This is a genomic window from Pseudomonas sp. CMR5c, from assembly GCF_003850545.1.
Lineage (GTDB): Bacteria > Pseudomonadota > Gammaproteobacteria > Pseudomonadales > Pseudomonadaceae > Aquipseudomonas > Aquipseudomonas piscis.
The window spans coordinates 303,610-327,869 of the sequence record NZ_CP027705.1 but is presented as its reverse complement, the minus strand read 5'-3'; the positions used below and the strand labels follow the sequence as shown (position 1 = coordinate 327,869).

Below are 24,260 nucleotides of genomic sequence, written 5' to 3'. Positions count from 1 at the left end.
GCTCCTGCCAGCGCGCCGCGCAAAAACAACGTCCAGCCTGGGGCTCAGGGTTTTTGCAGCCGCTCTATGGCCTGGTCGTACACCGGGCTGGCCTTCTGCTCGCGGGCCTTGCGGTAATTCTCCAAGGCCATGGCCAACTGCCCGGCCCCCTCGAAGACTCGACCCATGTCGTAATAGGCACTGGCCCGGATCGTCGCCGCCGCCGGACCGCTGGCCAGCGCGATGGCCTGACGGTCGGCGCGTATGGCCTCGTCGGGCCGGCTGTTCTTGCGCTGGCTCAAGGCCAGGTTGCTGTAGGCCTGGGCAAAACCCGGCGCCATTTCGATAGCCTCGCGGTAATAGATACCCGCCCCGCCGAAGTCGCCCTTGCGGTAGGCCTCTTCGCCCTTGCGGTTGAGCGCCTTGGCTTCGGCTGGGCCCATGTCCGCAGGCACTTGCTGGTCGCTGGTGCGCATCTGCTCGAGCAACGAATTCAGGTCGCTGTAGGTGCCGTTCGGTTCGCTGCTGGTCTGCGCCACCCGGTCGATATCTTCCATCTGGCCATCGGCATTCAGGCGGAACACGGCCCAGAGGTTGCCCTGGCGCTGCTCCGGTACCCGATAGCTACGAATGAGGCTGGTGCCACGGTAGACGAAGACCTGGGCCCGGCTGCGGCCCAGGTGCAGGGATTCGGGATGGTTGCCATGGATGAAGTCATGCACGGCATACAAGTAGGCCTCGCCGGGCAAGAGCTCATCGATGGTGATGGTCTCCGCGCCCTGATGGTCATCGCTGGTTCTTTCCAGGCGCGCCCCGGGCCCTTGGCTGGCAACGAACGACAAGGCCTTGCGGGAATAGATCAGCCGGGCATCCAGGTCTTCGCCCGGGGCATCCCAGGTCAGCACCACCCGCAGGCTGGAGGGCTTGTCCATTACCGGATTCAGGGCGTAGACCAGGCCCTGGCAGGGGCATTGGGTTCGCAGGTCGGCGTAACCGGGCTTGCGGATCAGCAGCCCGCCGGCATCGCCAGGGACGTCCAGCACCACTCGCCCCTGGGCATCGGTAGCCCCCGCGACCAGGTTCGTACCCCGCTGCAACTGCACCTGGGCCTCGGCCACAGGCGAGCCCTTGGCCACGGCGTCCAGCACCTGGATCGACAACGGCTGGGCGTGCACCACGCTTATCACCATCCCTAGCCACAACACCGCCAACAGGCGCATACAAGCCATAGCAAAATCCCTGTAAACGAATCTGGCCGCAGCTCGAACGCGGCCTATCAACCAGCGGCGCACCATACACATTTTCGCCCGCCAATGCTCGACCCAGGGCAGGAAAATACTGCGCAATGGGATGCAGTCGAAAGTTCGCAGGGACTTGTGCGGATCTGCTGCGAGGGGCTTGAAAAACCACCATCGGATCGCCTTACACTCCATCCCTTCCAAGAGCCGTAGCGAATCGCGACCATGCATCTGGCCCCCGGTTTTCCCGACGACGCGAACATGCGCCAGCTGATGCAGTTGCTGCATGAGGAGATCGGCCTGCCCGAGCGCAAGGCCTTGCATCTGAAGACCGCGATCAACCTTGACCTGGGTTGCGATGGTGCCGATGCCCGGCATCTGTTGCTGGCCCTGGAAGAACAGTTCGAGCTCGACCTCGCCGACTTCGACAGCTATCGCTACTTCCAGCCCGAAGGTTTCGATCCATACCTCAAGCTCCGGGCCAAGGGCCGGGGCGACAAGCTGCCATTGACCATCGGCATGCTGTACCAGGCGATCAGGCTGCGCCGCTGGGACACCCGGGCGCTGGAAAGCCTCTAGGACCTACAACAATAAGACAAGGAAGAAACCGTGGATGTACTGATGGGGCTGCTCGCCGCCGTGCTTTGGGGCGGCACCGACTTTCTCGTGGGCCTGAATGTCCGGGCCGTAGGCGCCAAGCGCGCCGTGTTCTTCAGCCAGACACTGGGCGTGATCCTCATGAGCCTTTTGCTGGCACTCTTCCCCGCCTTCCTGTTCAAGGCCCTGGCCGCGCCGCTGGATGTCTGGCTGATGGGCATGCTCGCCGCCTGCTTCACCCTCTCCGGCGCCCTGGCCCTGGGCAAGGCCTTCGCCCTGGGCAAGGCCGCCATCATCGCCCCGCTGGTGACCTCCTACGGCGTGGTCACCACCCTGCTGTCCTGGGCCAGCGGCGAGCACATCAGCCTGGTCCAGCTGCTGTGCATCCTGGTCTGCGTGGTGGGGGTGATTCTCTCCAGCATTCATTCGGGCCCCAAGCTGCCGCAGAACACCGATGCCAGTCGCTCGATCGTCTATGCCCTGCTGTCGGCCTGCCTGTACGGCACCAGTTTCTGGTTGCAGGGGCGCTATACCCTGCCGCAACTGGGCCCGGTCAGCATGCTGTGGCTGGGTTACGTGGTGGGATCGAGCGTATCGCTGCTGATGATGCTCAAGGTCCCGGACGGCTTGAAGCTGCCCCCCCTGAAGAGCTGCGGCACCCTGGCCAGCTCCAGCCTGATGAACCTCGGCGCATTCTTCGCCTTTTCCTGGGGGGCCATGCACGGCTCGGTGTCGGTGGTGACGGTGATCAGTACCTTGTCCGGCGGCATCGCCGCGGTACTCAGCTACCTGTTCTTCAAGGAACGCTTGTCCAAGGTGCAAGTGACAGGAGTGGCGCTGGTGCTGCTGGGCGCGCTGGCGCTGCACTTGAAGGGCTGAGCCAGGGGTTGAAGCCAGGTAAACGTCCGCACCCGGAACGCCGCCCTGCCGATACGCCGCGCACAAAAAAGCCGCCCCGAAGGGCGGCTTTTTCATGGCAGGTCGAGGCTTACAGCTTCGGACCGGCAGCCTTGATGGCGTCGCTCACTTCGAACTTCTTGAAGTTCTCGATGAACAGGCCAGCCAGGGCCTTGGCGGCTTCGTCGTAGGCAGCCTTGTCAGTCCAGGTGTTGCGTGGGTTGAGCAGCTCGGTATCGACACCCGGAACGGCTTTAGGCACGTCCAGGTTGATGATGTCCAGGTGTTCGGTCTCGGCACCGACCAGGGCACCGCTCTGGATCGCTGCGATCACGCCACGGGTGGTCGGGATGTTGAAGCGCTTGCCGACGCCGTAGCCACCGCCGGTCCAGCCGGTGTTGACCAGGTAGACCTTGGAGCCGAAGCCGTTGATGCGCTTGATCAGCAGCTCAGCGTATTCGCCCGCCGGACGCGGGAAGAACGGTGCGCCGAAGCAGGTGGAGAAGGTCGACTTGATGCCGCCGCCCGAACCCATTTCGGTGGAACCGACCAGCGCGGTGTAGCCGGACAGGAAGTGGTAGGCCGCCTGCTCGTTGTTCAGGATCGACACCGGCGGCAGGACGCCAGTCAGGTCGCAGGTCAGGAAGATCACCGCGTTGGGCTCGCCACCCAGGTTGTGCTCGGAACGCTTCTCGACGTGTTCCAGCGGGTAGGCGGCGCGGGTGTTCTGGGTCAGGCTGGCATCGGCGTAGTCGGCGCGCTTGGCATCGTCCAGGACCACGTTCTCCAGCACGACGCCGTGCTTGATGGCTTTCCAGATGACCGGCTCGTTCTTCTCGGACAGGTCGATGCACTTGGCGTAGCAGCCACCTTCCATGTTGAACACCACGCCCTCGCCCCAGCCGTGCTCGTCGTCACCGATCAGGTAGCGGCTTTCGTCGGCCGACAGGGTGGTCTTGCCGGTACCCGACAGGCCGAAGAACAGGGTCACGTCGCCTTCTTCGCCGATGTTGGCGGCGCAGTGCATCGGCAGTACGTCGACAGCCGGCAGCAGGAAGTTCTGCACCGAGAACATGGCCTTCTTCATTTCACCGGCGTAGCGCATGCCGGCGATCAGCACTTTCTTCTGGGCGAAGTTGAGGATGACGCAGCCGTCGGAGTTGGTGCCGTCACGCTCGGGCACGCACTCGAAGTTGGCGACGTTGAGGATCTGCCACTCTTCGCGACCAGCCGGGTTGTACTGCTCCGGGGTGATGAACAGGCAACGGCCGAACAGGTTCTGCCAGGCGGTCTGGGTGGTCATCTTGACGGCCAGGTAGTGCTCGGCGGCAGCCCCTACGTGGACGTGGGAAACGAAGTGTTCCTGGGCGTTGTTGAACGCCTCGACGCGAGCCCACAGGGCATCGAACTTGTCGGCCGGGAACTTGCGGTTGATCGGGCCCCAGGCGATCGCATCCTGGGTGGAAGGCTCTTCGACGATGAAACGGTCCGCCGGCGAACGGCCAGTGCGGTGGCCGGTCTTGACCGTCAGCGCGCCAGTATCGGCCAACTCGCCTTCACCGCGGGACAGCGCTTCTTTTACCAGCTCATCGACGCTCAGGTCGGTGTACACGGTGTTCTTGGCTTGCGTCATGAGGTTCCCCGTCGTCGGCCAATGGCCGATTGCTCAAACGTTTTGTAGTAGAAACTCGCGCACTACTACCGCGAAAAAAGTGCGCCGGATTATGCCAGAAAAGCCCGAAAATAGTAGGGTCCTCCCGTCAGCATGGCGTAATTCCGGCGTTCGCTAGGTGATTTACCTTCGCTGAAACGTTTTAGTGACGAGTATCTGACGGTGACTCGACGCCCGCACCGGCGAACAATTGCGTGATGTCGGCTGCGTCGAACAGATAGCGCTGGTTGCAGAACTGACAGTCGATCTCGACGCTGCCGCCATGTTCGGCCACCAGTTGCTGCGCATCCTCCAGCCCCAGGCTGACCAGGGCATTGCCCGAGCGCTCGCGCGAGCAGCTGCAGCGAAAGCGCAGCGGTTGCACGTCGAACAGGCGCACGGCCTCCTCGTGGTACAGGCGATGAAGCACGGTTTCGTTGTCCAGGCTAAGTAGCTCATCGGCAGTCAGGGTGCTGGCCAGGGCGGTGAGGTGCTGCCAGTTGGCATCGCGCTCTTCGGGATCGCGCAGGCGGTCGGCCGGCAGTTGCTGCAGCAGCAGGCCACGGGCATTGCGGCCGTCGGCGTAGAGCCAGAAACGAGTGCCGGTCTGCTGCGACATGACGAAATAGTTGGTGAAGCATTCGGCCAGGGTGGCGCCGTCCAGGTCGACGATCCCCTGGTAGCGCTGGCCCTGGGTCGGGTCCACGGTCAAGGCCAGGACGCCATTGGGCATCATGTCGGCCAGGGTCGCATCCGCAGCGATCTGCGCCGCATCGTAGCGGGCCAGGCCACGGATCTCGCGCTCGCTGGAGCACTCGATCATCAGCAGGGGAACCGGGCCTTCGGAGCGAGCCTGGAGAATCAGCAGGCCGTCGAACTTCAAGGTGCCGACCAGCAACGACGCCGCCGCCATCAGCTCGCCCAGCAGTTGCGCCACCGGCTCGGGATAGGCGTGCTTGGCAAGGACTTCGGCGTAGCTGCGCTCCAGCGTCACCAGTTCGCCACGGGCGTCGCTCTCATCGAAGATGAAGCGTTGGGTGAAGTCGGTATCCGGCAAATCAGTCATAGGTCTGGGCATCTGAAAGGTGACAAAAAGGTTACAAGCACCGAAAATTGCAGCTTTGCACCATGAGGGTGCAGTTTTTGCGGTGATTGGAGATATTTTATGAACAATCCGGGTTTGTTCCAAGCAAGGTGGAACCTCGGCAAGCTGGTTCTGTGCAATGTACTCCCTTTGGCCCTGCTGGGTTTCTGGTTGTGGCCCACCGGGCAAGTGCTTTGCACCATGTTCGACGAGTGGCTGTTTCACTTGCTCAACGCTCCCCTCGCCAACAACTCCACCTGGCTGCATATCTGGGCCGTGGCCAGCCTGCGGCCGTTCGACGTGGTGGTGGGCCTGATCATGCTCGGCCTGCTGATCCGCGGTGACTGGGTCTTCAAGGCGGTGGACGTACGCCGCGCCTTCTTCGGTTTCCTGTCGATCCTGATCCTGATGGTGGTGATTCGCGCGCTGTTTTCCAAGCTGGTGGCCGTGATGAACTGGCAGCACAACAGCCCGTCCATGGTGCTCGAAGGTGCCGTGCACATGAGCGACTACTTCCCGGGCTGGGAAAAGACCTGGGAACTCAAGGACCGCTCCAGCCAGAGTTTCCCTGGCGACCATGCCTCGGTGTTGCTGATCTGGGGCCTGTTCATGGGAGTGTTCAGCCGCAGCGTCGGCCAGTTCCTGCTGGTCTGGGGCCTGACCCTGCTGTTCATGCTGCCGCGCCTGGTTGCAGGGGCCCACTGGGGCCAGGATGACTACATCGGCGGTGTGCTGCTGGCCGTACTGGCCCTCGGCTGGGGCTACTACACCCCCTACGCGGCACGGATGTCGAACTTCCTGCTGCGCCTGACCCACCCGCTGTTCAACCTGATGAGCCGGATGCCGGTGCTGTCGAACATGAGCGTGGTTCGCGCCAGCAGCCTGCTGCGCTAAGCCAGCCGCTGTGGCGAGGGCAGCCTGGGCAGGCTCCCTCGCCCTCCATCACTCATGGCTGCTGCCATGGAACTTGAATAGATCCCGACGCTGTTTCTTAGTGGGCTTGCCCTCGGTGCTCACGCCCAGGGCGCCTGCCTTGCGCTGGGCTGCGGCGGTCTCGCGCTTGGCGATGCTGGCCGGGGTCTCGACATAGAGCGCCTGTGCCTCGGGTGCGCCACGACGCACGATGGACAACGCCTGGACCACGACCGTGCGCTCGTCGAAACCGGTACGCAGCTCATACTCGTCGCCAACCCGCGGCTCCTTGCCCGGTTTGCAACGCTCGCCCCGGTGATGCACCTTGCCGCTTTCAATGGCCGCCTTGGCCAGGGCCCGGGTCTTGTAGAAGCGTGCTGCCCAAAGCCACTTGTCCAGGCGGACCTTGTCCTCTTCTTCCTGTTGCTGCTTTTGCGCCACGGTGATTCCTCTCGATGAAAAATATCGCAACGGTACGGCTCGCAGACGAGCTCTCGAAAACCTGACCGCTCACCTAAAATACCTCAGGTTGCCCGAGGGATCGCCATGGAGATAACTATCGCCATTTGCCGCCGATTCTGCGTGAATACCGCGGTCTCGGACCAAGACCCGGGACAGGCCGGGCGAACGTCCGGGAGATTGTCACAATCTATGCGGAGTCGGCAGTTAGAGTCGTCGCCGAGAAGGTACGCCAGCAGCGCTCGGCGCGCCCCTCCCGGCAAGCGTGGAGTCCACCTGGCGCAGGCTCGCCCCGACGCCCGGCCCGTATCAGAACCCTGGTCCGGAAAGACCAATTACGGATGTTCCTTTATTGAAGACCTTTGATCATTTGACCGTTGTCGGTCTACGCGAGTGGGTGGCGCTTCCCGACCTGGGAGTGGCTGGCTTGCGCGCCAAGATCGACACCGGCGCCAGCACCTCCAGCCTGCATGCCACCGAGATCGAGCCGTTCGAGCGCGATGGCCAGCAGTGGGTGCGTTTCAACGCGCACCTGGGCAGCGTGGTGCAATTGCGTCACCGGCGTTGCGAAGCGCCACTGGTGGCAATGAAGACCATCAAGAGCTCCAACGGCCAGGCCCAGGTCCGCTATGTGATCAGCACCACCCTGGCCCTGGGCGATCACGTGTGGCGGGTGGAGTTCACCCTCGCCTGCCGCAAGGCCATGCGCTATCGGTTGCTGCTGGGCTCCAAGGCCCTGATCGATGGCCAGCTGGTGGTCAATCCCGGCCTCAAGTACGTACAAGACAAACCGGTGTTCCCGGTATCCACTACCTCTGCCACAGGTGTTGCATGAAGATCGCCGTGCTGTCGCGTAATCCGCGTCTGTATTCCACTCGCCGCCTGGTCGAGGCCGGCACTGAGCGTGGCCATGAAATGGTAGTGATCGACACCCTGCGCGCCTACATGAACATCGCCAGCCACAAGCCGCAGATCCACTATCGCGGCAAGCCCCTGGAAGGCTTCGATGCGGTGATCCCGCGGATCGGCGCCTCGGTGACTTTCTATGGCTGCGCGGTGTTGCGCCAGTTCGAAATGATGGGGGTATTCCCTCTCAACGAATCGGTGGCCATCGCCCGCTCCCGGGACAAGCTGCGCTCGCTGCAACTGCTGTCGCGGCGCGGCATCGGCTTGCCAGTGACCGGTTTCGCCCACTCCCCGGACGACATCCCCGACCTGATCGAGATGGTCAACGGCGCTCCGCTGGTGATCAAGGTGCTGGAAGGCACCCAGGGCATCGGCGTGGTGCTCTGCGAAACCGCCACCGCGGCGGAGTCGGTGATCGAGGCATTCATGGGCCTGAAGCAGAACATCATGGTCCAGGAGTACATCAAGGAAGCCGGCGGTGCCGACATCCGCTGCTTCGTGGTGGGCGACAAGGTGATCGCGGCCATGAAGCGCCAGGCCAAACCCGGGGAGTTCCGCTCCAACCTGCACCGTGGCGGCAGCGCCAGCCTGATCAAGATCACCCCGGAAGAACGCATGACCGCGCTGCGAGCGGCCAAGGTCATGGGCCTGAGCGTGGCCGGGGTGGACATCCTGCGCTCCAATCACGGGCCGCTGGTGATGGAGGTCAACTCGTCCCCGGGCCTGGAAGGCATCGAGACCACCACCGGCAAGAACGTGGCGGGGATCATCATCGAGCACATCGAGAAGAATGGCGGGCCGAACATGACCCGCACCAAGGGCAAAGGCTAAAGGCAGCTACAAGCGGCGAGCGTCAAGCGGCAAGATAAGAGCTTGCAGCTTGAAACTGGCCTCTGCCGCTAATCCGCATCACGTGGCAACAGCAGGCCCAACGGCAGGCGCACCCGCGCCTCCAGCCCGCCGTCCGGGCGGTTGCGCAGCTCGACATTACCGCCATGCATGGCGGCGATCCGCTTGACGATGGCCAGCCCCAGGCCAGTACCCTTGCCGCCCCGGGCGCGATCGCCACGGGTGAAGGGGTTGAAGATCGCTTCCAGCTCCGAAGGGTCGATCCCCGCGCCACGGTCCATCACGCTCAGCACCACATAGGGCGCGTTGACGTCGCCCGACAGGTGGGCGGCGACTTCCACGTCCGTCCCCGCATGGTTCAGGGCGTTGCCAATCAGGTTGTTGAGCAGGCGCTTCATCGAGACCCGGCGCAACGGGAACGCCTGGATCGGCTCCAGGCGCAGGTGCACCCGTTCCTGACTCTGGTTGTAGGGCGCCGCCACTTCCCGCACAAGGTCGTTGAGGTCCACCTCCTCCACCGACTCGTCGCGACCATCGCGGATGAAGGCCAGGAACTGATCGAGGATGGCGTCCATGTCTTCGATGTCGCGCACCATGTCGTCGGTCAGCTCGGTGTGATCGCCCATCAGTTCCAGTGACAGGCGCAAGCGGGTCAGTGGCGTACGCAAGTCATGGGATACCCCGGCCAGCATCAGCTCGCGCTCGCGCCCGGCCTGTTCCACATCTTCGGCCATCTGGTTGAAGGCGCGGTACACCTCGGTCATCTCGCTCGGAGTATCGCTAATGGGCAGGCGCACGCTACGCCCCTGGCCCAGTTGCCGGGCGGCGTAGACCAGGCGCTTGAGCGGCTGGTTGAGCTGGCTGACGAAGATCCACGCCGACGCGGTGGACAGCAAGCCGATGGCCAGGAACCAGCCCAGCACGCTCCAGATCTTCTGCCCGCGCAACGGGTGTGGATACAGCGGCACCTTGAGCCAGCCATCGCCCAGGCTCGGCGCCCGGACCCAAAGCGCCGGCGGCGCATGCATGCGTAGCCGCACCTCGGTGTCGGCCCCCAACTCGGCCTGCATCTGCCGCTGGTAGATCTCGCTGTAGGGCCAGTGCTGCTCGCCGGCCGGCACGCCGCTGCCCACCACCTTGATCAGGCCGGCGGCCTCGGCGATCTGGTCGCGGTTGGATTCATCGGCGGCCCAATAGGCGCGCAGGGTGAGGGCCACGCCATGGCTGTACTGCCGGTCCACCAGCACGTCCTCGTTCATCAGCAGATAAACCAGGGTCAATGCCTTGGAGAACAGCACCACGATCAGCACCAGCCACAGGGTGCGGGAGAAGAAACTCTGGGGGAACCACAAGGGGGTTTTCATGACAGCCAATACACACTTTGCAGGAGCGAGTCGCGCTCGCAGCGTTGCGGAATGCGAACGCCCGGGTCAGGGCCCGGGCGCTCGCTCCTACAAATCACCGATCACTTGGTCGCTGTGCCATCCGGCACGAACACATAACCCACGCCCCAGACGGTCTGGATATAACGTGGCTTGGAAGGATCGGGTTCGATCATCCGGCGCAGGCGGGAGATCTGCACATCGATGGAGCGCTCCAGGGCGTCCCATTCGCGGCCCCGGGCCAGGTTCATCAGCTTGTCGCGGGTCAGCGGCTGGCGCGCGTTCATCACCAGCGCCTTGAGTACCGCGAACTCACCGGTGGTGAGCATGTGCACCTCGTCGCCGCGCTTGAGCTCGCGGGTGGCCAGGGACAGCTCGTAGTCACCGAAGGTCACGCTTTCGTCTTCGCTGCCCGGGGCACCAGGGACAGGTGCCGACTGGCGACGCAGCACGGCCTTGACCCGGGCCATCAGCTCGTCGGGGTTGAACGGCTTGGCCAGGTAGTCGTCAGCGCCCAGCTCCAGGCCCTTGATACGGCTCAATTCGTCACCCTTGGCGGTGAGCATGATGATCGGGATCTGGTTGTTCGCGCCACGCAGGCGGCGGCAGGCGGTCAGGCCGTCTTCGCCGGGCAGCATCAGGTCGAGGACGACCAGGTTGAATACCTCGCGACCCAGCAGGCGGTCCATCTGCTCGGTGTTCGGGACCGCGCGGGCACGGTAGCCCTTGCTGACGAAGAAACGCTCCAGCAGGCTGCTCAGCCCCGGGTCATCGTCAACAATAAGAATTTTTTCGCCTTCAGCAGTTTGTGCAGTGCTGCTCATTGGATGCTCCTCTAATCTCGGTGCGCATTATGGCGTAGCTGCCGCTATGCGCACCGTGTGCATTGTTAGCAGATTTTTCCTCCATAGCCAGCAAACCCGCTGTCGGCCTGAGGTCGGCGATCGCTTCACAGCTGGGTATAATGCGCCGCCTTTTGTGTCGGGCAACCCTTGATCAGTACCCAGCGGTCGCTTTGTTTTTTGCCACGACCGGCAGCATTTCCACTATTTCACGGGTCAACAGCCAGCCTTTTGATCCAGGTGGCGGCGCGTACCAGGCCGCTCAACCAGACTCGCCGGGCTTTTTCGTCGTACCCGCGAGCCTGCTTTCAAACATTTGCCAGGTGGTTTTATGGACAGCATCAACAGCCGCATTGCCGAGGAACTCGGCGTACGCCCACAACAGGTCGAAGCGGCCGTCGCCCTATTGGATGAAGGCTCCACCGTGCCCTTCATCGCCCGTTACCGCAAAGAAGTCACCGGCAGCCTCGATGACACCCAACTGCGTCATCTGGAAGATCGCTTGCGCTACCTGCGCGAACTCGACGAGCGCCGTGCCAGCATCCTGGCCAGCATCGAGGAACAGAGCAAGCTGACCCCGGAACTGGCTCGCGAAATCAAGCTGGCCGACACCAAGACCCGCCTCGAAGACCTCTACCTGCCGTACAAGCAGAAGCGCCGCACCAAGGGCCAGATCGCCCTGGAAGCCGGCCTCGGCGAGCTGGCCGATGGCCTGTTCAACGACCCGAGCCTGGCTCCGGAAGCCGAAGCCGCACGCTTCGTCGATGGGGAAAAAGGCGTGGCCGACATCAAGGCCGCCCTGGAAGGCGCCAAGTACATCCTCATGGAGCGCTTCGCCGAAGACGCCGGCCTGCTGGACAAGCTGCGCAACTTCCTCAAGCAGGAAGCCACCCTCAGCGCCCGCGTGGTGGCTGGCAAGGAAGAGGAAGGCGCGAAGTTTCGCGACTACTTCGAACACGACGAACCGCTCAAGAGCATGCCGTCGCACCGCGCCCTGGCGATCTTCCGCGGGCGCAACGAAGGCATCCTCAGCTCCGCGCTGAAGGTCGGCGACGAGCTACCAGGCACCATGCACCCCTGCGAAGGCATGATCGGCCAGCATGTGGGCATCCAGAACCAGAACCGTCCGGCCGACAAGTGGCTCGGCGAAGTGGTGCGCTGGACCTGGAAGGTCAAGCTCTACACCCACCTGGAGACCGACCTCTTGGGCGAGCTGCGCGACGGCGCCGAGACCGAGGCGATCAACGTCTTCGCCCACAACCTGCACGACCTGCTGCTGGCCGCCCCAGCCGGCCCGCGCGCCACCCTGGGCCTGGACCCGGGCCTGCGGACCGGCTGCAAGGTGGCGGTAGTGGACGCCACCGGCAAGCTGCTGGACCACGCCACCGTCTACCCCCACGTACCGCACAACAAGTGGGACCAGACCATCGCCACCCTGGCCGCCCTGTGCGCCAAGCACTCGGTGGACCTGATCGCCATCGGCAACGGCACCGCCAGCCGCGAGACCGACAAGCTGGCCGCCGACCTGATCAAGAAGTACCCGGCCATGCGCATGACCAAGGTCATGGTCTCCGAAGCCGGCGCCTCGGTGTACTCGGCCTCGGAACTGGCGGCCAAGGAATTCCCGGACCTGGACGTGTCGATCCGTGGCGCGGTCTCCATCGCTCGCCGCCTGCAAGATCCGCTGGCGGAGCTGGTGAAGATCGATCCGAAGTCCATCGGTGTCGGCCAGTACCAGCACGACGTCTCGCAGCTGAAACTGGCCCGAGGCCTGGACGCGGTAGTGGAAGACTGCGTGAACGCCGTGGGCGTCGACGTCAATACCGCCTCCGTGGCCCTGCTGGCGCGGATCTCCGGCCTCAACGCGACCCTGGCGCAGAACATCGTCAGCCACCGCGACGAGCACGGTGCCTTCAAGACCCGCGCCGCCCTGAAGAAAGTCGCCCGCCTGGGTGAAAAGACCTTCGAACAGGCCGCCGGCTTCCTACGTGTAATGAACGGCGACAACCCGCTGGACGCCTCGGCGGTGCACCCGGAAGCCTATCCACTGGTGCAGCGCATCGCCGCCGACACCGGCCGTGACATCCGCTCGCTGATCGGCGACAGCGGCTTCCTCAAGCGCCTGGAGCCATCGAAGTTCACCGACGAGACCTTCGGCCTGCCCACCGTCACCGACATCCTCCAGGAACTGGACAAACCCGGCCGCGACCCGCGCCCCGAGTTCAAGACCGCCGAGTTCCAGGAAGGCGTCGAAGACCTCAAGGACCTTCAACTGGGGATGATCCTCGAAGGCGTGGTGACCAACGTCACCAACTTCGGTGCCTTCGTCGATATCGGCGTGCACCAGGACGGCCTGGTGCACATCTCGGCGCTGTCGGAGAAGTTCATCAAGGACCCGCGTGAAGCGGTGAAGGCCGGCGACGTAGTTAAGGTCAAGGTCATGGAAGTGGATATCCCGCGCAAGCGCGTGGGCCTGTCGATGCGCATGAGCGACACCCCCGGCGAGAAGATCGATGGCGCCCGCGGCAGCCGTCCGGGGGCGAGCCCGCGCTCTTCCCAGGGCAATGCCCCGCGCAAGGAAACCACCACCGCGGCACCGGCCAACAACGCCATGGCCTCGCTGTTCGCCAACGCCAAGCAGTTGAAGAAGCGCTGATGGAGATTCCAGCCGGCCTGACCGAAAGCGCCTTCAGCCAACTGCTCGGCTGCCGCCTGCAGCGCCTGGAGGTCGGCGAGGCGGACGTGGCCCTGGAGCTGACCCCGCAATTGCGCAATCGCGGGCAAAAGCTCCACGGCGGGGCGATCTTCAGCCTGGTTGACATCGCCATGGGCCTGGCCTGTTCCAGTACCCATGGCTTCGACCAGCAGAGCGCCACCATCGAGTGCAAGATCAACTACATCCGCGCGGTCGCCGAAGGTGAGGTGTTGTGCCGGGCCAGGGTGATCCACCCCGGCCGCCGTACCCTGGTGGTCGAGGCAGACGTGATCCAGGGCGAAAAACTGGTCGCAAAAGCGCAAGGCACCTTCGCGGTCCTATAGCTGCCCGTCATCGAATTGGGTTAATTTCGGCGCTGCGAAAGCGGCGTCGGGGTTTTCCTGCCCACGCTAGAGCCAGATTCAGGGACGGAGCACTGGCGTTTTCAGGTGAGTCGGCTTGACTCAGGAACCAGGCGAAAACGCCAGTTTTAACTCCACCCTTGTAGACCGTCCTGCCCACCCCCATATTGGGGCGACTGACGCGTGAAGGAATCCAACTTGAGCGAACTTCTCAACCGCCGCCTGGCCTTGCTCGGCGAGCGCGCTAACCTCTCCCTGCTCGAGCAGTGCCTGCACGGCATCGAACGTGAATGCCTGCGGGTTACCGGCGAAGGCCGCCTGGCCCAGACCCCGCATCCGGAAGAACTGGGTTCCGCGCTGACCAACGAACAGATCACCACCGACTATTCCGAGTCGCTGCTGGAGTTCATCACCCCGGCCCTCAAGGACCCGGCGGACACCCTGGCCAGCCTCGACAAGATCCATCGCTTCGCCTACAGCAAACTCGGCAACGAGTACCTGTGGAGTCCATCGATGCCGTGCCCACTGCCGGCCGAGGAAGACATCCCGATCGCCTACTACGGCACCTCCAATATCGGCCAGCTCAAGTACGTCTATCGCAAGGGCCTGGCCCTGCGCTACGGCAAGACCATGCAGTGCATCGCCGGCATCCACTACAACTTCTCCCTGCCCGAGCCGTTGTGGCCGCTGCTCAGGGAGGCCGAGGGCTTCGTCGGCACCGACCGTGACTACCAGTCCGCCGCCTATATCGCCCTGATCCGCAACTTCCGCCGCTACAGCTGGCTGCTGATGTACCTGTTCGGCGCCTCGCCGGCCCTGGATGCGGGTTTCCTGCGGGGCCGCTCGCACCAGCTGGAGCAGTTCGACGCCGAGACCCTGTACCTGCCCTACGCCACCAGCCTGCGCATGAGCGACCTGGGCTACCAGAGCAAGGCCCAGGCCGGCCTGACCCCTTGCTACAACGATCTGAACAGCTACACCGACAGCCTGCGCAAGGCGGTGGCCACGCCCTATGCACCCTACGTGGAGGTCGGCACCCACAAGGATGGCGAGTGGGTCCAGCTGAACACCAACATCCTGCAGATCGAGAACGAGTACTACTCCAACATCCGTCCCAAGCGCGTGACCTACACCGGCGAACGGCCGATCCAGGCCCTGATGGCCCGGGGCGTGCAGTACGTGGAAGTGCGCTGCCTGGACATCAACCCGTTCCTGCCCCTGGGCATCGACGTGCAGGAAGCCCGCTTCCTCGACGCCTTCCTGCTGTACTGCGCCCTCAACGACAGCCCGCTGCTGGAGAACACCGAGTGCGGCAACGCCACCTCGAACTTCCTCAGCGTGGTCAAGGAAGGCCGGCGTCCGGGCCTGCAGTTGCAGCGTCGCGGGCAAGCGGTGGACATGAAGGAATGGGCCGCCGAGCTGCTGGAGAACATCGCCCCGCTGGCCGCCCTGCTGGACCAGAGCCACGGTAGCGATGAGCACAGCAAGGCGCTGGACGCCCAGCTGGCCAAGGTCAAGGATTCGTCCCTGACGCCATCGGCCCAGGTCCTGGCGGCCATGACCGAGCACAAGGAGAGCTTCAGCCAGTTCTCCCTGCGCCAGAGCCTGGCCCACGCCGAGCATTTCCGTAGCCAGGCCCTGGCCAAGGAAGAGCAGGCGGCGTTCGAAGACGCGGCGCGCAAGTCCCTGGAACAGCAGGCCGAACTGGAACAGAACGAAGTGGGGGATTTCGACGTCTTCGTCGGTGCCTACCAGGCCAGCATCCTGGCCATCAGCAACTGATAGATACACCGCGCTGCATGCATCGCGAGCAAGCTTCGCTCCTACACGGCGCCGTCCTGTAGGAGCGAGCGGGCGGCGATCCGACTTGCCCGCGATGAAGCGCGACGCGCTTCCCCTCTTCAACTCGTTCTCTCTTTCTAAGCTAATTCTAAAACGTTATTTATTTTATAATTCTTAGATCATTTAGGCTCCTCCCACGCCGATCAACGGCCGCCTATGAGGAGCTTCATCGTGAAACTGCATTTCCCCCTTCGCCTCCTGGCGGCCGCCTCCCTGGCCGCAGCGAGCTTCCTTGCCCAGGCGGCCGATTTCACCGTCGCCTACCAGACCACCGTCGATCCGGCCAAGGTCGCCCAGGCCGACGGCAGCTACGAAAAAGCCACCAAGGCCAGCATCGACTGGCGCAAGTTCGACAACGGCGCCGACATCATTGCCGCCATCGCCTCCGGTGACGTGCAGATCGGCTACCTGGGCTCCAGCCCCCTGACCGCAGCCGTCACCCGCAAGGTGCCGGTGGAAACCTTCCTGATCGCCACCCAGATCGGCGCCGCCGAGGCCCTGGTGGCCCGCGACGGCTCCGGGATCAACACCCCCCAGGACCTGGTGGGCAAGAAGATTGCCGTGCCCTTCGTCTCCACCGGCCACTACAGCCTGCTGGCGGCGCTCAAGCACTGGAACATCGACCCGGCCAAGGTCCAGGTACTCAACCTGGCGCCGCCGGCGATCATCGCCGCCTGGAAGCGCGGCGACATCGACGCCACCTACGTCTGGGACCCGGCCCTGGGCGTGGCCAAGGAAAACGGCAAGGTGCTGATCACCTCGGGCGAGCTGGCCAAATCCGGCGCGCCGACCTTCGACGCCTGGATCGTGCGCAAGGATTTCGCCCAGAAGCACCCGGAAATCGTCAGCGCTTTCGCCAAGGTGACCCTGGATGCCTACGCCGAATACCGCAAGGACCCGCAGGCCTGGCTGGCCAACCAGGGCAACGTCGACAAGCTGGTGAAGCTCTCCGGAGCCAAGGCCGGCGACATCCCCCTGCTGCTGCAAGGCAACGTCTACCCGCTGGCCGCCGACCAGGTCGCAAGCCTCGGCGCGCCGACCACCAAGGCCATCACCGACACTGCGGTATTCCTCAAGGAACAAGGCAAGGTCGAAGCGGTGCTGCCGGACTACGCCCCCTACGTCAGCGCCCGGTTCATCAGCAACTAAGGCTGCGCGTTCGCAAAGGAGACAGCCGTCATGGCTTTGCTACAACTGGAGCGCATCAGCGCACAGTACCCCGGCGCCGCCGAACCGGTGCTGGCCGATATCTCCCTGACCCTGGGGCCACAGCAACTGCTGGTCGCCCTGGGGCCCTCCGGCAGCGGCAAGACTTCGCTGCTTAACCTGATCGCCGGTTTCGTCGAGCCCAGCGCCGGGCGCATCAGCCTCGATGGCGTACCGGTGCAAGGCCCTGGCGCCGAGCGTGGCGTGGTGTTCCAGGACGATGCCCTGCTGCCCTGGCAGGACGTACTGGCCAACGTCGCCTTTGGCCTGGAGCTGGCTGGCGTGCCGCGTGAGAAGCGCGCAGCCCGGGCCCGGGAAATGCTCGCCCTGGTGGACCTGGCCGGTTTCGACAAGCGGCGCATCTGGCAGCTCTCCGGGGGTCAGAAGCAACGTGTCGGCCTGGCTCGCGCCCTGGCCGCCGATCCACGGCTGCTGCTGATGGACGAGCCTTTCGGCGCCCTGGACGCCTTCACTCGCGAGCAGATGCAGGAACTGTTGCTGCAAGTCTGGCGACGCACCGCCAAGCCGGTGTTCCTCATCACCCACGACATCGAGGAAGCGGTGTTCTTGGCCACCGACCTGATTCTCCTGGCGCCCAACCCGGGCCAGATCGTCGAGCGCCTGCACCTGGACTTCGGTCAGCGATATGCCGCTGGCGAGTCGGCCCGGGCGATCAAGTCCGATCCACGCTTCATCGAAACCCGCGAGCACGTGCTGGCGCGGGTGTTCTCCCAACGCAGCAGCCAGCAGCAGGAGCGCCCATGAGCAGCTACGAGATTCCCGCCACCGCCAGCCACGAGGCCCACTCCAGGCCGTTGTCGGCGCGGCGCAGCCTGAGCACCCGCTGGATCAGCGTGCTGACCCTGGTCGGCCTGCTGGCGCTGTGGTGGGCGGTCACCGCCAGCGGCCTGGTGGAACCGCTGTTCTTGCCCTCGCCTGGGGCCGTGCTGCAAAAGGGCTGGTTGCTGGCCACCAGCGGCTACATGGACGCCACCTTGTGGCAGCACCTGGCCGCGAGCCTGCAACGTATCGGCCTGGGCCTGGGCCTGGCGGTGCTGACGGCAATCCCGGTGGGCATCGCCATCGGCGCCAACCGCGTCGCCCGGGGCGTGCTCGACCCATTGATCGAGTTCTACCGGCCGATTCCGCCTTTGGCCTACCTGCCCCTGATCGTGATCTGGTGTGGCATTGGCGAGCTGTCCAAGGTGCTGCTGATCTACCTGGCGATCTTCGCCCCGATCGCCATCGCCACCGCCACCGGCGTGCGCACAGTCGACCCGGCCAAGCTGCGGGCGGCGCAGTCCCTGGGGGCGACCCGGGCCCAGCTGATCCGCCATGTGATCCTGCCCAGCGCCTTGCCGGACATCCTCACCGGAATCCGCATCGGCCTCGGCGTGGGCTGGTCGACCCTGGTGGCCGCCGAACTGATCGCCGCCACCAGCGGCCTTGGGTTCATGGTGCAGTCCGCCGCGCAGTTCCTGGTCACCGATGTAGTGGTGCTGGGGATCCTGGTGATCGCGGTGATCGCCTTCGCCATGGAGATGGGCTTACGGGCCCTGCAGCGCAAGCTGGTGCCCTGGCATGGCCAGAGCCATTGACTGGCGCCTGCCTTGCGTCGACTGCGTTGCTTGCTGCGTCGGCTGTCTATAGCCGCTGCCGAGCTCTGGCGAGGCTGCGTACGGCTGCGCAGCAGACGCCAAGCCATGCACCGCGGCCTGCCTGGCTGATCGCTGCGAGCGCTACGCGCTCGATAGCAGCCTCGCCATGGCTCGACAGGGGCCACCAGGCCCATGCAAGCCAGCAACATTCAGATCGATACAGATAAAACCGAATCCGACCACGCCGACCGTTCGGCGCCGCACACGAGAACCAGCATGAGCCTGACCATCACCCCCTTGAGTTCCGCCCTCGGCGCGCAGATCGACGGCATCGATATCAGCCAGCCCCTGGACGACAAGCAGCGCGAAGCCATCGAGCAGGCCCTGCTCGAGCATCAGGTACTGTTCTTTCGCAACCAGCCGATCACCCCGCAGCAGCAGGCGCGTTTCGCCGCCAACTTCGGTGACCTGCATATCCACCCGATCTACCCCAACGTACCGGAACAGCCGGAAGTACTGATCCTCGACACCGCCGAGACCGACGTGCGCGACAACGCCATCTGGCACACCGATGTCACCTTCCTGCCGACCCCGGCACTGGGCGCGGTGCTCAGCGCCAAGCTGCTGCCCAAGTTCGGCGGCGACACCCTGTGGGCCAGCGGCATCGCTGCCTACGAGGCGCTGTCGGAACCGATGAAGAACCTGCTGCAAGGCCTGACCGCCACCCACGAGTTCATCAAGTCCTTCCCCCTGGAGCGCTTCGGCAATACCCCCGAAGACCTGGCGCGCTGGGAAGAGACCCGGCGCAAGAACCCACCGCTGTCGCACCCGGTGATTCGCACCCACCCGGTGAGCGGGCGCAAGTCGCTGTTCGTCAACGATGGCTTCACCACCCGGATCAACGAACTGTCGGACAGCGAGAGCGAAGCCATTCTCAAGCTGCTGTTCGCCCACGCCACGCGCCCGGAATTCACCATTCGCTGGCGCTGGCAGGAAAACGACGTGGCGTTCTGGGACAACCGCGTGACCCAGCACTACGCCGTGGATGACTACCGTCCACAGCGCCGGGTAATGCAGCGCGCGACCATTCTCGGGGATGCGCCGTTCTTCCGCTGAAACGCGGCGGCACTGACAGGTCCCGGCCCCGCTGAATCACGGGGCCGGGCACGGCTCGCTAGTTGACGCTGGCGGCCGGTTTCTTCTTGCGGTTGCCGATGTGGATGGCGTGGCCATTCACCGACAGCGCCGCCTCATGCAGTGCCTCGGACAGGGTCGGATGGGAGAACACCATCATCCCCAGGTCTTCGGCGCTGGTGCCGAACTCCATGCCGATGGCGCCTTCCTGGACCAGCTCTGCGGCGCCGGGCCCGATCACATGCACGCCCAGCACCCGGTCGGTGCCGGCATCGGCGATCACCTTGACCAGCCCCGCAGTGTCGTTGGCCGCCATGGCCCGGCTGCTGGCGGAGAAGGGGAAGGTGCCGATGTTCAGCTCGACGCCCGCGGCCTTGAGCGCCTGCTCGGTCTGGCCGACCCAGGCGATTTCCGGGTGGGTGTAGATCACCGAGGGAATCAGCTCGTAGTTGAGCGGATGCGAATGCCCGGCAAGGCTTTCGGCGACCATCACGCCCTCTTCCGAAGCCTTGTGCGCCAGCATCGGCCCGCGCACCACGTCACCGATGGCATACACCCCGGGAACGCTGGTCAGGCACTGGCCGTCGACATGGATGAAACCCCGCTCGTCCAGTTGCACGCCGCTGTCGGCGGCCAGCAGGTCGGTGGTCAAGGGACGCCGGCCAACGGCAACGATCAACCGGTCGAAGGTCTGCTGCTTGTCCTCGCCAGCCTCGGTCAGGCTGACCTTGACGCTATCGCCTTGCACCTCGGAAGCGGTCACCCGGGCGCCGAGGCGGATATCCAGGCCCTGCTTGCCGAGGATCTTCTGCGCTTCCTTGGCGATCTGCGCATCCACCGCCGGCAGGAAGCTGTCGAGGGCTTCGAGTACCGTCACCTCGGCTCCCAGGCGGGCCCAAACCGAACCCAGCTCCAGGCCAATGACCCCGGCGCCGATGACCCCGAGGCGCTTGGGCACGCTGGTGAATTCCAGGGCGCCGGTGGAGTCGACGATCACCTCCCCGGTCAGGGGCGCTGCCGGGATGTCGATCGGCTGCGAACCGGGGGCCAGGATGACGTGTTCGGCGCTGATGCGCTGGGTGCTGCCGTCGGCGGCAGTGACCTCCACTTCCTTGTTGGCCAGCAGCTTGCCGTGGCCTTCCAGCACCGCCACGCCATTGGCCTTGAACAGCGAGGCGATGCCGCCGTTGAAGTTGCGTACCACGTTGTCCTTGCGGGCCAGCATCGTCGCCACGTCCATCTGCGGGTTGCTGATGCCGATGCCGTGCACCTCGAAGCCGTGGCGCGCCTCATAGTAGTGATGGGAGCTGTCGAGCAGTGCCTTGGAGGGAATGCAGCCTACGTTCAGGCAGGTACCGCCCAGGGCGGTCTTGCCGTCCTTGCCCTTGTAGCGCTCGATACAGACCGTCTTCAGTCCCAGTTGCGCCGCGCGGATCGCGGCTACATAACCACCGGGGCCCGCGCCGATAACGATCACATCGTAACTTTCACTCATAGGTTGCCGTCCTTTGCACAGACAAAATCGACCACGGCTCCCATGGTCGCCCTGTCCTTGAGAATTTTCAGATGACCAAGCCCGCGGGTCTGCAGGACCTGCCGGTGCCGCAACCCCTGGGCGAAGGATTGCAGGTCGTCTGCCGGAACCTCCTGGTCCTGCTGGTCATGGACCAGCAGCACCGGGATGTCTACCTGTTGGCCGTAACGGCTGACCGCCAGGCTGCCCATGTCTTTCTGATAGCGTTGCTCGACCAGGCGTTGCATGCGCCGCCTGACGTCGTCGTTGATCCAGAGGAACGCCGCGAAACGCCGGACGACGTTTTCAATGTCGGCCGGCGCCGCCACCAGCACCGCGCGCTGGAAACCCTTGCCGATGTCGGTGCTCAAAGCGTAGCCCGCTGCGGCGCCACCCAGGGAATGACCGATCACGGTATCGAAGGGGCCCAACTGCTGCTGGACCTGGTCGAGCATGCTGACGAAGGTCGGCAGCGACGCCTGCCGGCCACCGCTGCCGCCATGGCCGATGCAGTCGAAGGACAAGACTTCGCAGCCTTGCTCCAGCAATAGCGGGATCAAGTACTGCCACTGGGTACTGGCACCACTCCAGCCATGTACCAGTACCACCCGGCGCCGGACCTGCGAAGGCGTCCAGCGGAAGCAGCGCAAGCGCCCGTCCCCGGTTTCCAGGTCTTGCACCGTGGCACTGGGCAGCGTCTGCGGGAAATGCTGGCGCAGCCGCTGTGGCGTGGTGAAGATCTTCAACGCCCGCTGCGCAGCCCGCTGCGGAAGAAGCCGCGACTCAATCCAGAAGCTGCAGCGCAGCGCGCCCAGGATCGTGTTGTAGATGCCCTTGAACAGCACCTTCCTGAAACTGCTGCGCCGGGCCCTGGCCGCCACCGGCGGGTGTTCTTGAGTCGCCATCTTCCTTCCTCATCGACTACAGATTTCAAGCGTCGGGTTACAGCTTCACCATGTTGAAGTCCAGTTTGCCCACGCCGCATTCAGGACAGGTCCAGTCATCGGCGATGTCGTCCCAGGCAGTGCCCGGAGGCACCCCCGAATCCGGATCTCCCAGCCGTTGGTCGTAGATCCAGCCGCAGATCAGGCACATCCACAGGCCGGACTCGGCCACAGCGTTTTCAGCATAGGTCGTCATATCGTTCTCATGCGCTGGCCTGGGCCACTTCGGCCACTTTGATGTTCTCCGCGAGGAACCGCGCCACCTGCTCCAGCACCGCGGCGTCGGAGAGGATCCGCACATGGCCGAGGCCGGATACCGGCTCCAGCTTGGCCCACGGCATCAGCGTGGTGATCTGCTGCGCCTCGCAGAACGGCACGGTCGGGTCCTCCTGGTCGTGCAGCACCAGCATCGGCAGTTGCAGGGCGTTGCCCAGCGCGGGGATGTCCCAGTGCTGGACCGGCACGCCATTGCGCTTCCACAGCTCGCGGTGCATGGCCTGGACGATCTGCGGCTTGAGCTGCAGGTAGCCGTTGGCCCAGCGATCGATCACCACCGGCAGGTTGGCAGGCGAACCCAGGAGGCACATGGCCTTGATCCGATGGGTCTCGGCCAGCTCGGCCAGGGCGCCGGTAGCGGCGATACCGCCCAGGGAATGGGCTACGATGCCCACCACGTCACCCAGGGCGACGATGGCGGCTTTTACCGCGTCCTTGAACTCGGTCATGGTGCTCAGCGAGCCCGGCGAGATACCGTGGGCCGGCGCATCGAAGGTCGCGACCTTGAAGCCCTGGCGCTGCAGTACCCGGGTGAAGGAGTACATGCTGCGGCTGTCGGCGCCCCAGCCATGGACCAGCAGGATGGTCTGCTCGCCCGTGCCCCACTGGTAGCCATGGGGAACGCCGGGGATGCCCTTGATGTGGAAGCGCTGGGCTCCCAGGGGGCTCATTTCCTTGTCCGGCTGCTTGATGTATTCGCGGGTGTAGCCGAACAGGTCGGTGGCCCGGGCACCGGCGCGATCGGGGGCCAGCGAGCCCAGCACGCTCATGTAGCTGCGCAGGGCCTGCTGCTTCATGGTCAGCGGGCCGCTGTAGCCGGTGCGGGTGTCGCCTGCTGCCGGCGACCGATCGAAGGACTCGTAGAAGCCGTTGACCGGATCGTACAGGTGGCAATGGCGCGCCACATGCCAGACGTCCTGCACGGTCAGGGGTTTTTCCCGGACCATCCCGGGGAAGGCGGACTTCAGCGCGGCCTGCGCCTCGGGCAGGTTGTAGTGGGGAATGATCGGCGCCACGTGGTGGGCGGTGTGCACCGAGATGTAGTGGGTCAGGAACAGCAGCCACTTCGGATACATGTAGTCGGTGGTCAGCAGCAGGCGGCTGCTGTTGAAGCTCCAGTGCTCCTTGGTCAGGAACGGAGTCTCGTCACTGATGTGATGCATCATGGTGGTCAGGCTGAACCAGGCATGGATCGCCAGCCATGGGGCGACGAAGTACAGGAACAGCCCGGTGAAACCGGTGAAGTACACCAGGGTCGGCAGGTAGATCACCGCGGCCACGGCCATGAACAGGATCGAACGACGCACTTCGTTGCGCGCCTCGAGCTTGGGGAACATCTCCGGCCGGAACCCCGAGTGCCGCTGGTAGTTCACCGTCCCCAGCCAGAACAGCCAGGTGCGGGTGCTGCTGTAGACCAGCTTGTCCCACCAGGGCATGGCGTCATATTGCACGCGCAGCACCGGGCGCCAGTCGACGTCCATCTCCAGGTTGTTGGTGTTGGCGTGGTGCATGTTGTGCATGTGGCGCCAGCCGTGGAACGGGTACAGCAGGGGCAGCAAGGCGATGTGCCCCAGGATGTGGTTGAAGCTGCGGTTGCGGGAAAACGAGTTGTGGCCGCAATCGTGGGCCACGCAGAACAGGCCCCAGCCCCCCAGGCCGGCGATCAGCCACAGCGGCAGGTAGAAGGCCCAGTGCACATGGGCGACCGCCACCACCGCGCCGATATAGAGCGCATAGCTGACGACGAAGCTGAGCATCCCGCGCCAGACGCGGGGTGTATACAGGTGCTTGGGAATGGCGTCGGTCAGACGCAGGCCCTCGATCTCCTGTGAACGTCGGAGCAGCTCGTTGAATTTGTCCGTTTTTTGCGTGGGCATCTGTACAAAGGCCATGG

At 64.4% G+C, this 24,260-nt stretch carries 22 protein-coding genes; 12 read left to right on the top strand and 10 right to left on the bottom strand.

The window, feature by feature from the left end; genetic code table 11:
• Window positions 1-44: 44 nt before the first annotated feature.
• A complete protein-coding gene (locus C4K40_RS01510) occupies window positions 45-1,208 on the bottom strand; it encodes a tetratricopeptide repeat protein (protein WP_053132667.1) in 1,164 nt (387 codons plus the stop codon).
• A 234-nt stretch (window positions 1,209-1,442) separates the two neighbouring features.
• On the opposite strand from C4K40_RS01510, the gene C4K40_RS01505 reads away from it, so the two are divergent.
• Together C4K40_RS01505 and C4K40_RS01500 are read left to right on the top strand one after the other, a co-directional pair.
• On the top strand, window positions 1,443-1,796 hold the full coding sequence (locus tag C4K40_RS01505) for a DUF1493 family protein (protein ID WP_053132670.1): 354 nt from the start codon (window positions 1,443-1,445) through the stop codon (window positions 1,794-1,796).
• A 42-nt stretch (window positions 1,797-1,838) separates the two neighbouring features.
• Window positions 1,839-2,693 (top strand): DMT family transporter, encoded by an 855-nt coding sequence (locus C4K40_RS01500; protein ID WP_152899190.1) that lies wholly within the window; start codon window positions 1,839-1,841, stop codon window positions 2,691-2,693.
• Window positions 2,694-2,802: 109 nt separating this feature from the next.
• On the opposite strand, the gene C4K40_RS01495 is transcribed toward C4K40_RS01500, so the two are convergent.
• Entirely contained in the window at window positions 2,803-4,344 is a 1,542-nt protein-coding gene (locus C4K40_RS01495) for a phosphoenolpyruvate carboxykinase (protein WP_022644214.1), read from the bottom strand.
• A gap of 181 nt (window positions 4,345-4,525) precedes the next feature.
• Window positions 4,526-5,428 carry an Hsp33 family molecular chaperone HslO gene (hslO, locus tag C4K40_RS01490; RefSeq protein WP_022644213.1) on the bottom strand — a complete coding sequence of 301 codons (903 nt, stop codon included), beginning with the start codon at window positions 5,426-5,428 and terminating at the stop codon, window positions 4,526-4,528.
• Window positions 5,429-5,527: 99 nt separating this feature from the next.
• On the opposite strand from hslO, the gene C4K40_RS01485 reads away from it, so the two are divergent.
• A complete protein-coding gene (locus C4K40_RS01485) occupies window positions 5,528-6,340 on the top strand; it encodes a phosphatase PAP2 family protein (protein WP_022644212.1) in 813 nt (270 codons plus the stop codon).
• Window positions 6,341-6,388: 48 nt separating this feature from the next.
• On the opposite strand, the gene C4K40_RS01480 is transcribed toward C4K40_RS01485, so the two are convergent.
• A complete protein-coding gene (locus C4K40_RS01480; RefSeq protein ID WP_053132677.1) occupies window positions 6,389-6,799 on the bottom strand; it encodes an RNA-binding S4 domain-containing protein in 411 nt (136 codons plus the stop codon).
• Between the two features lie 370 nt (window positions 6,800-7,169).
• Here C4K40_RS01480 and C4K40_RS01475 point away from each other — a divergent pair, with 370 nt between their 5' ends.
• The gene (locus tag C4K40_RS01475) at window positions 7,170-7,652 is read left to right on the top strand and encodes an ATP-dependent zinc protease (RefSeq protein WP_022644210.1); all 483 of its coding nucleotides are present in this window, start codon (window positions 7,170-7,172) and stop codon (window positions 7,650-7,652) included.
• Window positions 7,649-8,554, top strand: a complete 906-nt coding sequence (gene rimK, locus C4K40_RS01470) for a 30S ribosomal protein S6--L-glutamate ligase (RefSeq protein WP_022644209.1) — start codon at window positions 7,649-7,651, stop codon at window positions 8,552-8,554. The genes C4K40_RS01475 and rimK overlap by 4 nt, the downstream gene beginning before the upstream one ends.
• A 68-nt stretch (window positions 8,555-8,622) precedes the next feature.
• Here the strand turns inward: rimK and C4K40_RS01465 are convergent, their stop codons facing one another.
• Both C4K40_RS01465 and ompR read right to left on the bottom strand, forming a co-directional pair.
• Window positions 8,623-9,936, bottom strand: coding sequence for an ATP-binding protein (locus C4K40_RS01465; RefSeq protein ID WP_031321644.1), 1,314 nt, complete (start codon window positions 9,934-9,936; stop codon window positions 8,623-8,625).
• Window positions 9,937-10,037: 101 nt separating this feature from the next.
• Window positions 10,038-10,778 (bottom strand): two-component system response regulator OmpR, encoded by a 741-nt coding sequence (gene ompR / locus C4K40_RS01460; RefSeq protein WP_022644207.1) that lies wholly within the window; start codon window positions 10,776-10,778, stop codon window positions 10,038-10,040.
• Between the two features lie 349 nt (window positions 10,779-11,127).
• Here ompR and C4K40_RS01455 point away from each other — a divergent pair, with 349 nt between their 5' ends.
• The 7 genes from C4K40_RS01455 to tauD all read left to right on the top strand — a co-directional run bounded on the left by C4K40_RS01455 (window position 11,128) and on the right by tauD (window position 19,615).
• Window positions 11,128-13,452: a Tex family protein gene (locus C4K40_RS01455; RefSeq protein WP_053132679.1), complete on the top strand. Its 2,325-nt coding sequence runs from the start codon at window positions 11,128-11,130 to the stop codon at window positions 13,450-13,452.
• Entirely contained in the window at window positions 13,452-13,835 is a 384-nt protein-coding gene (locus tag C4K40_RS01450) for a PaaI family thioesterase (protein ID WP_022644205.1), read from the top strand. The genes C4K40_RS01455 and C4K40_RS01450 overlap by 1 nt, the downstream gene beginning before the upstream one ends.
• Window positions 13,836-14,051: 216 nt before the next feature.
• A complete protein-coding gene (gene gshA / locus C4K40_RS01445; RefSeq protein ID WP_022644204.1) occupies window positions 14,052-15,635 on the top strand; it encodes a glutamate--cysteine ligase in 1,584 nt (527 codons plus the stop codon).
• A 231-nt stretch (window positions 15,636-15,866) separates the two neighbouring features.
• Entirely contained in the window at window positions 15,867-16,844 is a 978-nt protein-coding gene (tauA, locus tag C4K40_RS01440) for a taurine ABC transporter substrate-binding protein (protein WP_053132682.1), read from the top strand.
• 30 nt (window positions 16,845-16,874) lie between these two features.
• Window positions 16,875-17,666: a taurine ABC transporter ATP-binding subunit gene (gene tauB / locus C4K40_RS01435; protein WP_053132687.1), complete on the top strand. Its 792-nt coding sequence runs from the start codon at window positions 16,875-16,877 to the stop codon at window positions 17,664-17,666.
• Window positions 17,663-18,499, top strand: coding sequence for a taurine ABC transporter permease TauC (tauC, locus tag C4K40_RS01430; protein ID WP_053132690.1), 837 nt, complete (start codon window positions 17,663-17,665; stop codon window positions 18,497-18,499). Before tauB ends, tauC begins: the two co-directional genes overlap by 4 nt.
• Before the next feature lie 276 nt (window positions 18,500-18,775).
• Window positions 18,776-19,615, top strand: a complete 840-nt coding sequence (gene tauD / locus C4K40_RS01425; protein WP_022644201.1) for a taurine dioxygenase — start codon at window positions 18,776-18,778, stop codon at window positions 19,613-19,615.
• A 58-nt stretch (window positions 19,616-19,673) separates the two neighbouring features.
• On the opposite strand, the gene lpdA is transcribed toward tauD, so the two are convergent.
• Genes lpdA through C4K40_RS01405 form a run of 4 tightly spaced genes read right to left on the bottom strand, consistent with a single transcriptional unit; the run spans window position 19,674 to window position 24,258 of the window.
• On the bottom strand, window positions 19,674-21,128 hold the full coding sequence (lpdA, locus tag C4K40_RS01420; RefSeq protein ID WP_022644200.1) for a dihydrolipoyl dehydrogenase: 1,455 nt from the start codon (window positions 21,126-21,128) through the stop codon (window positions 19,674-19,676).
• Window positions 21,125-22,051 carry an alpha/beta hydrolase gene (locus C4K40_RS01415; RefSeq protein WP_172681642.1) on the bottom strand — a complete coding sequence of 309 codons (927 nt, stop codon included), beginning with the start codon at window positions 22,049-22,051 and terminating at the stop codon, window positions 21,125-21,127. Before C4K40_RS01415 ends, lpdA begins: the two co-directional genes overlap by 4 nt.
• 37 nt (window positions 22,052-22,088) lie before the next feature.
• Entirely contained in the window at window positions 22,089-22,286 is a 198-nt protein-coding gene (locus C4K40_RS01410) for a rubredoxin (protein ID WP_022644198.1), read from the bottom strand.
• Between the two features lie 7 nt (window positions 22,287-22,293).
• Window positions 22,294-24,258, bottom strand: a complete 1,965-nt coding sequence (locus tag C4K40_RS01405) for an alpha/beta fold hydrolase (protein ID WP_053132693.1) — start codon at window positions 24,256-24,258, stop codon at window positions 22,294-22,296.
• Window positions 24,259-24,260: the final 2 nt, after the last annotated feature.

Coding starts and splice junctions, on each gene's coding strand:
- tauB (WP_053132687.1), top strand. CDS start 16,875: ATGGCTTTGCTACAACTGGAGCGCATCAGCGCACAGTACCCCGGCGCC.
- C4K40_RS01465 (WP_031321644.1), bottom strand. CDS start 9,936: ATGAAAACCCCCTTGTGGTTCCCCCAGAGTTTCTTCTCCCGCACCCTG.
- hslO (WP_022644213.1), bottom strand. CDS start 5,428: ATGACTGATTTGCCGGATACCGACTTCACCCAACGCTTCATCTTCGAT.
- C4K40_RS01500 (WP_152899190.1), top strand. CDS start 1,839: ATGGGGCTGCTCGCCGCCGTGCTTTGGGGCGGCACCGACTTTCTCGTG.
- C4K40_RS01505 (WP_053132670.1), top strand. CDS start 1,443: ATGCATCTGGCCCCCGGTTTTCCCGACGACGCGAACATGCGCCAGCTG.
- C4K40_RS01410 (WP_022644198.1), bottom strand. CDS start 22,286: ATGACGACCTATGCTGAAAACGCTGTGGCCGAGTCCGGCCTGTGGATG.
- tauD (WP_022644201.1), top strand. CDS start 18,776: ATGAGCCTGACCATCACCCCCTTGAGTTCCGCCCTCGGCGCGCAGATC.
- lpdA (WP_022644200.1), bottom strand. CDS start 21,128: ATGAGTGAAAGTTACGATGTGATCGTTATCGGCGCGGGCCCCGGTGGT.
- ompR (WP_022644207.1), bottom strand. CDS start 10,778: ATGAGCAGCACTGCACAAACTGCTGAAGGCGAAAAAATTCTTATTGTT.
- C4K40_RS01405 (WP_053132693.1), bottom strand. CDS start 24,258: ATGGCCTTTGTACAGATGCCCACGCAAAAAACGGACAAATTCAACGAG.
- C4K40_RS01485 (WP_022644212.1), top strand. CDS start 5,528: ATGAACAATCCGGGTTTGTTCCAAGCAAGGTGGAACCTCGGCAAGCTG.
- C4K40_RS01450 (WP_022644205.1), top strand. CDS start 13,452: ATGGAGATTCCAGCCGGCCTGACCGAAAGCGCCTTCAGCCAACTGCTC.
- tauC (WP_053132690.1), top strand. CDS start 17,663: ATGAGCAGCTACGAGATTCCCGCCACCGCCAGCCACGAGGCCCACTCC.
- C4K40_RS01510 (WP_053132667.1), bottom strand. CDS start 1,208: ATGGCTTGTATGCGCCTGTTGGCGGTGTTGTGGCTAGGGATGGTGATA.
- C4K40_RS01415 (WP_172681642.1), bottom strand. CDS start 22,051: ATGGCGACTCAAGAACACCCGCCGGTGGCGGCCAGGGCCCGGCGCAGC.
- C4K40_RS01495 (WP_022644214.1), bottom strand. CDS start 4,344: ATGACGCAAGCCAAGAACACCGTGTACACCGACCTGAGCGTCGATGAG.
- rimK (WP_022644209.1), top strand. CDS start 7,649: ATGAAGATCGCCGTGCTGTCGCGTAATCCGCGTCTGTATTCCACTCGC.
- C4K40_RS01455 (WP_053132679.1), top strand. CDS start 11,128: ATGGACAGCATCAACAGCCGCATTGCCGAGGAACTCGGCGTACGCCCA.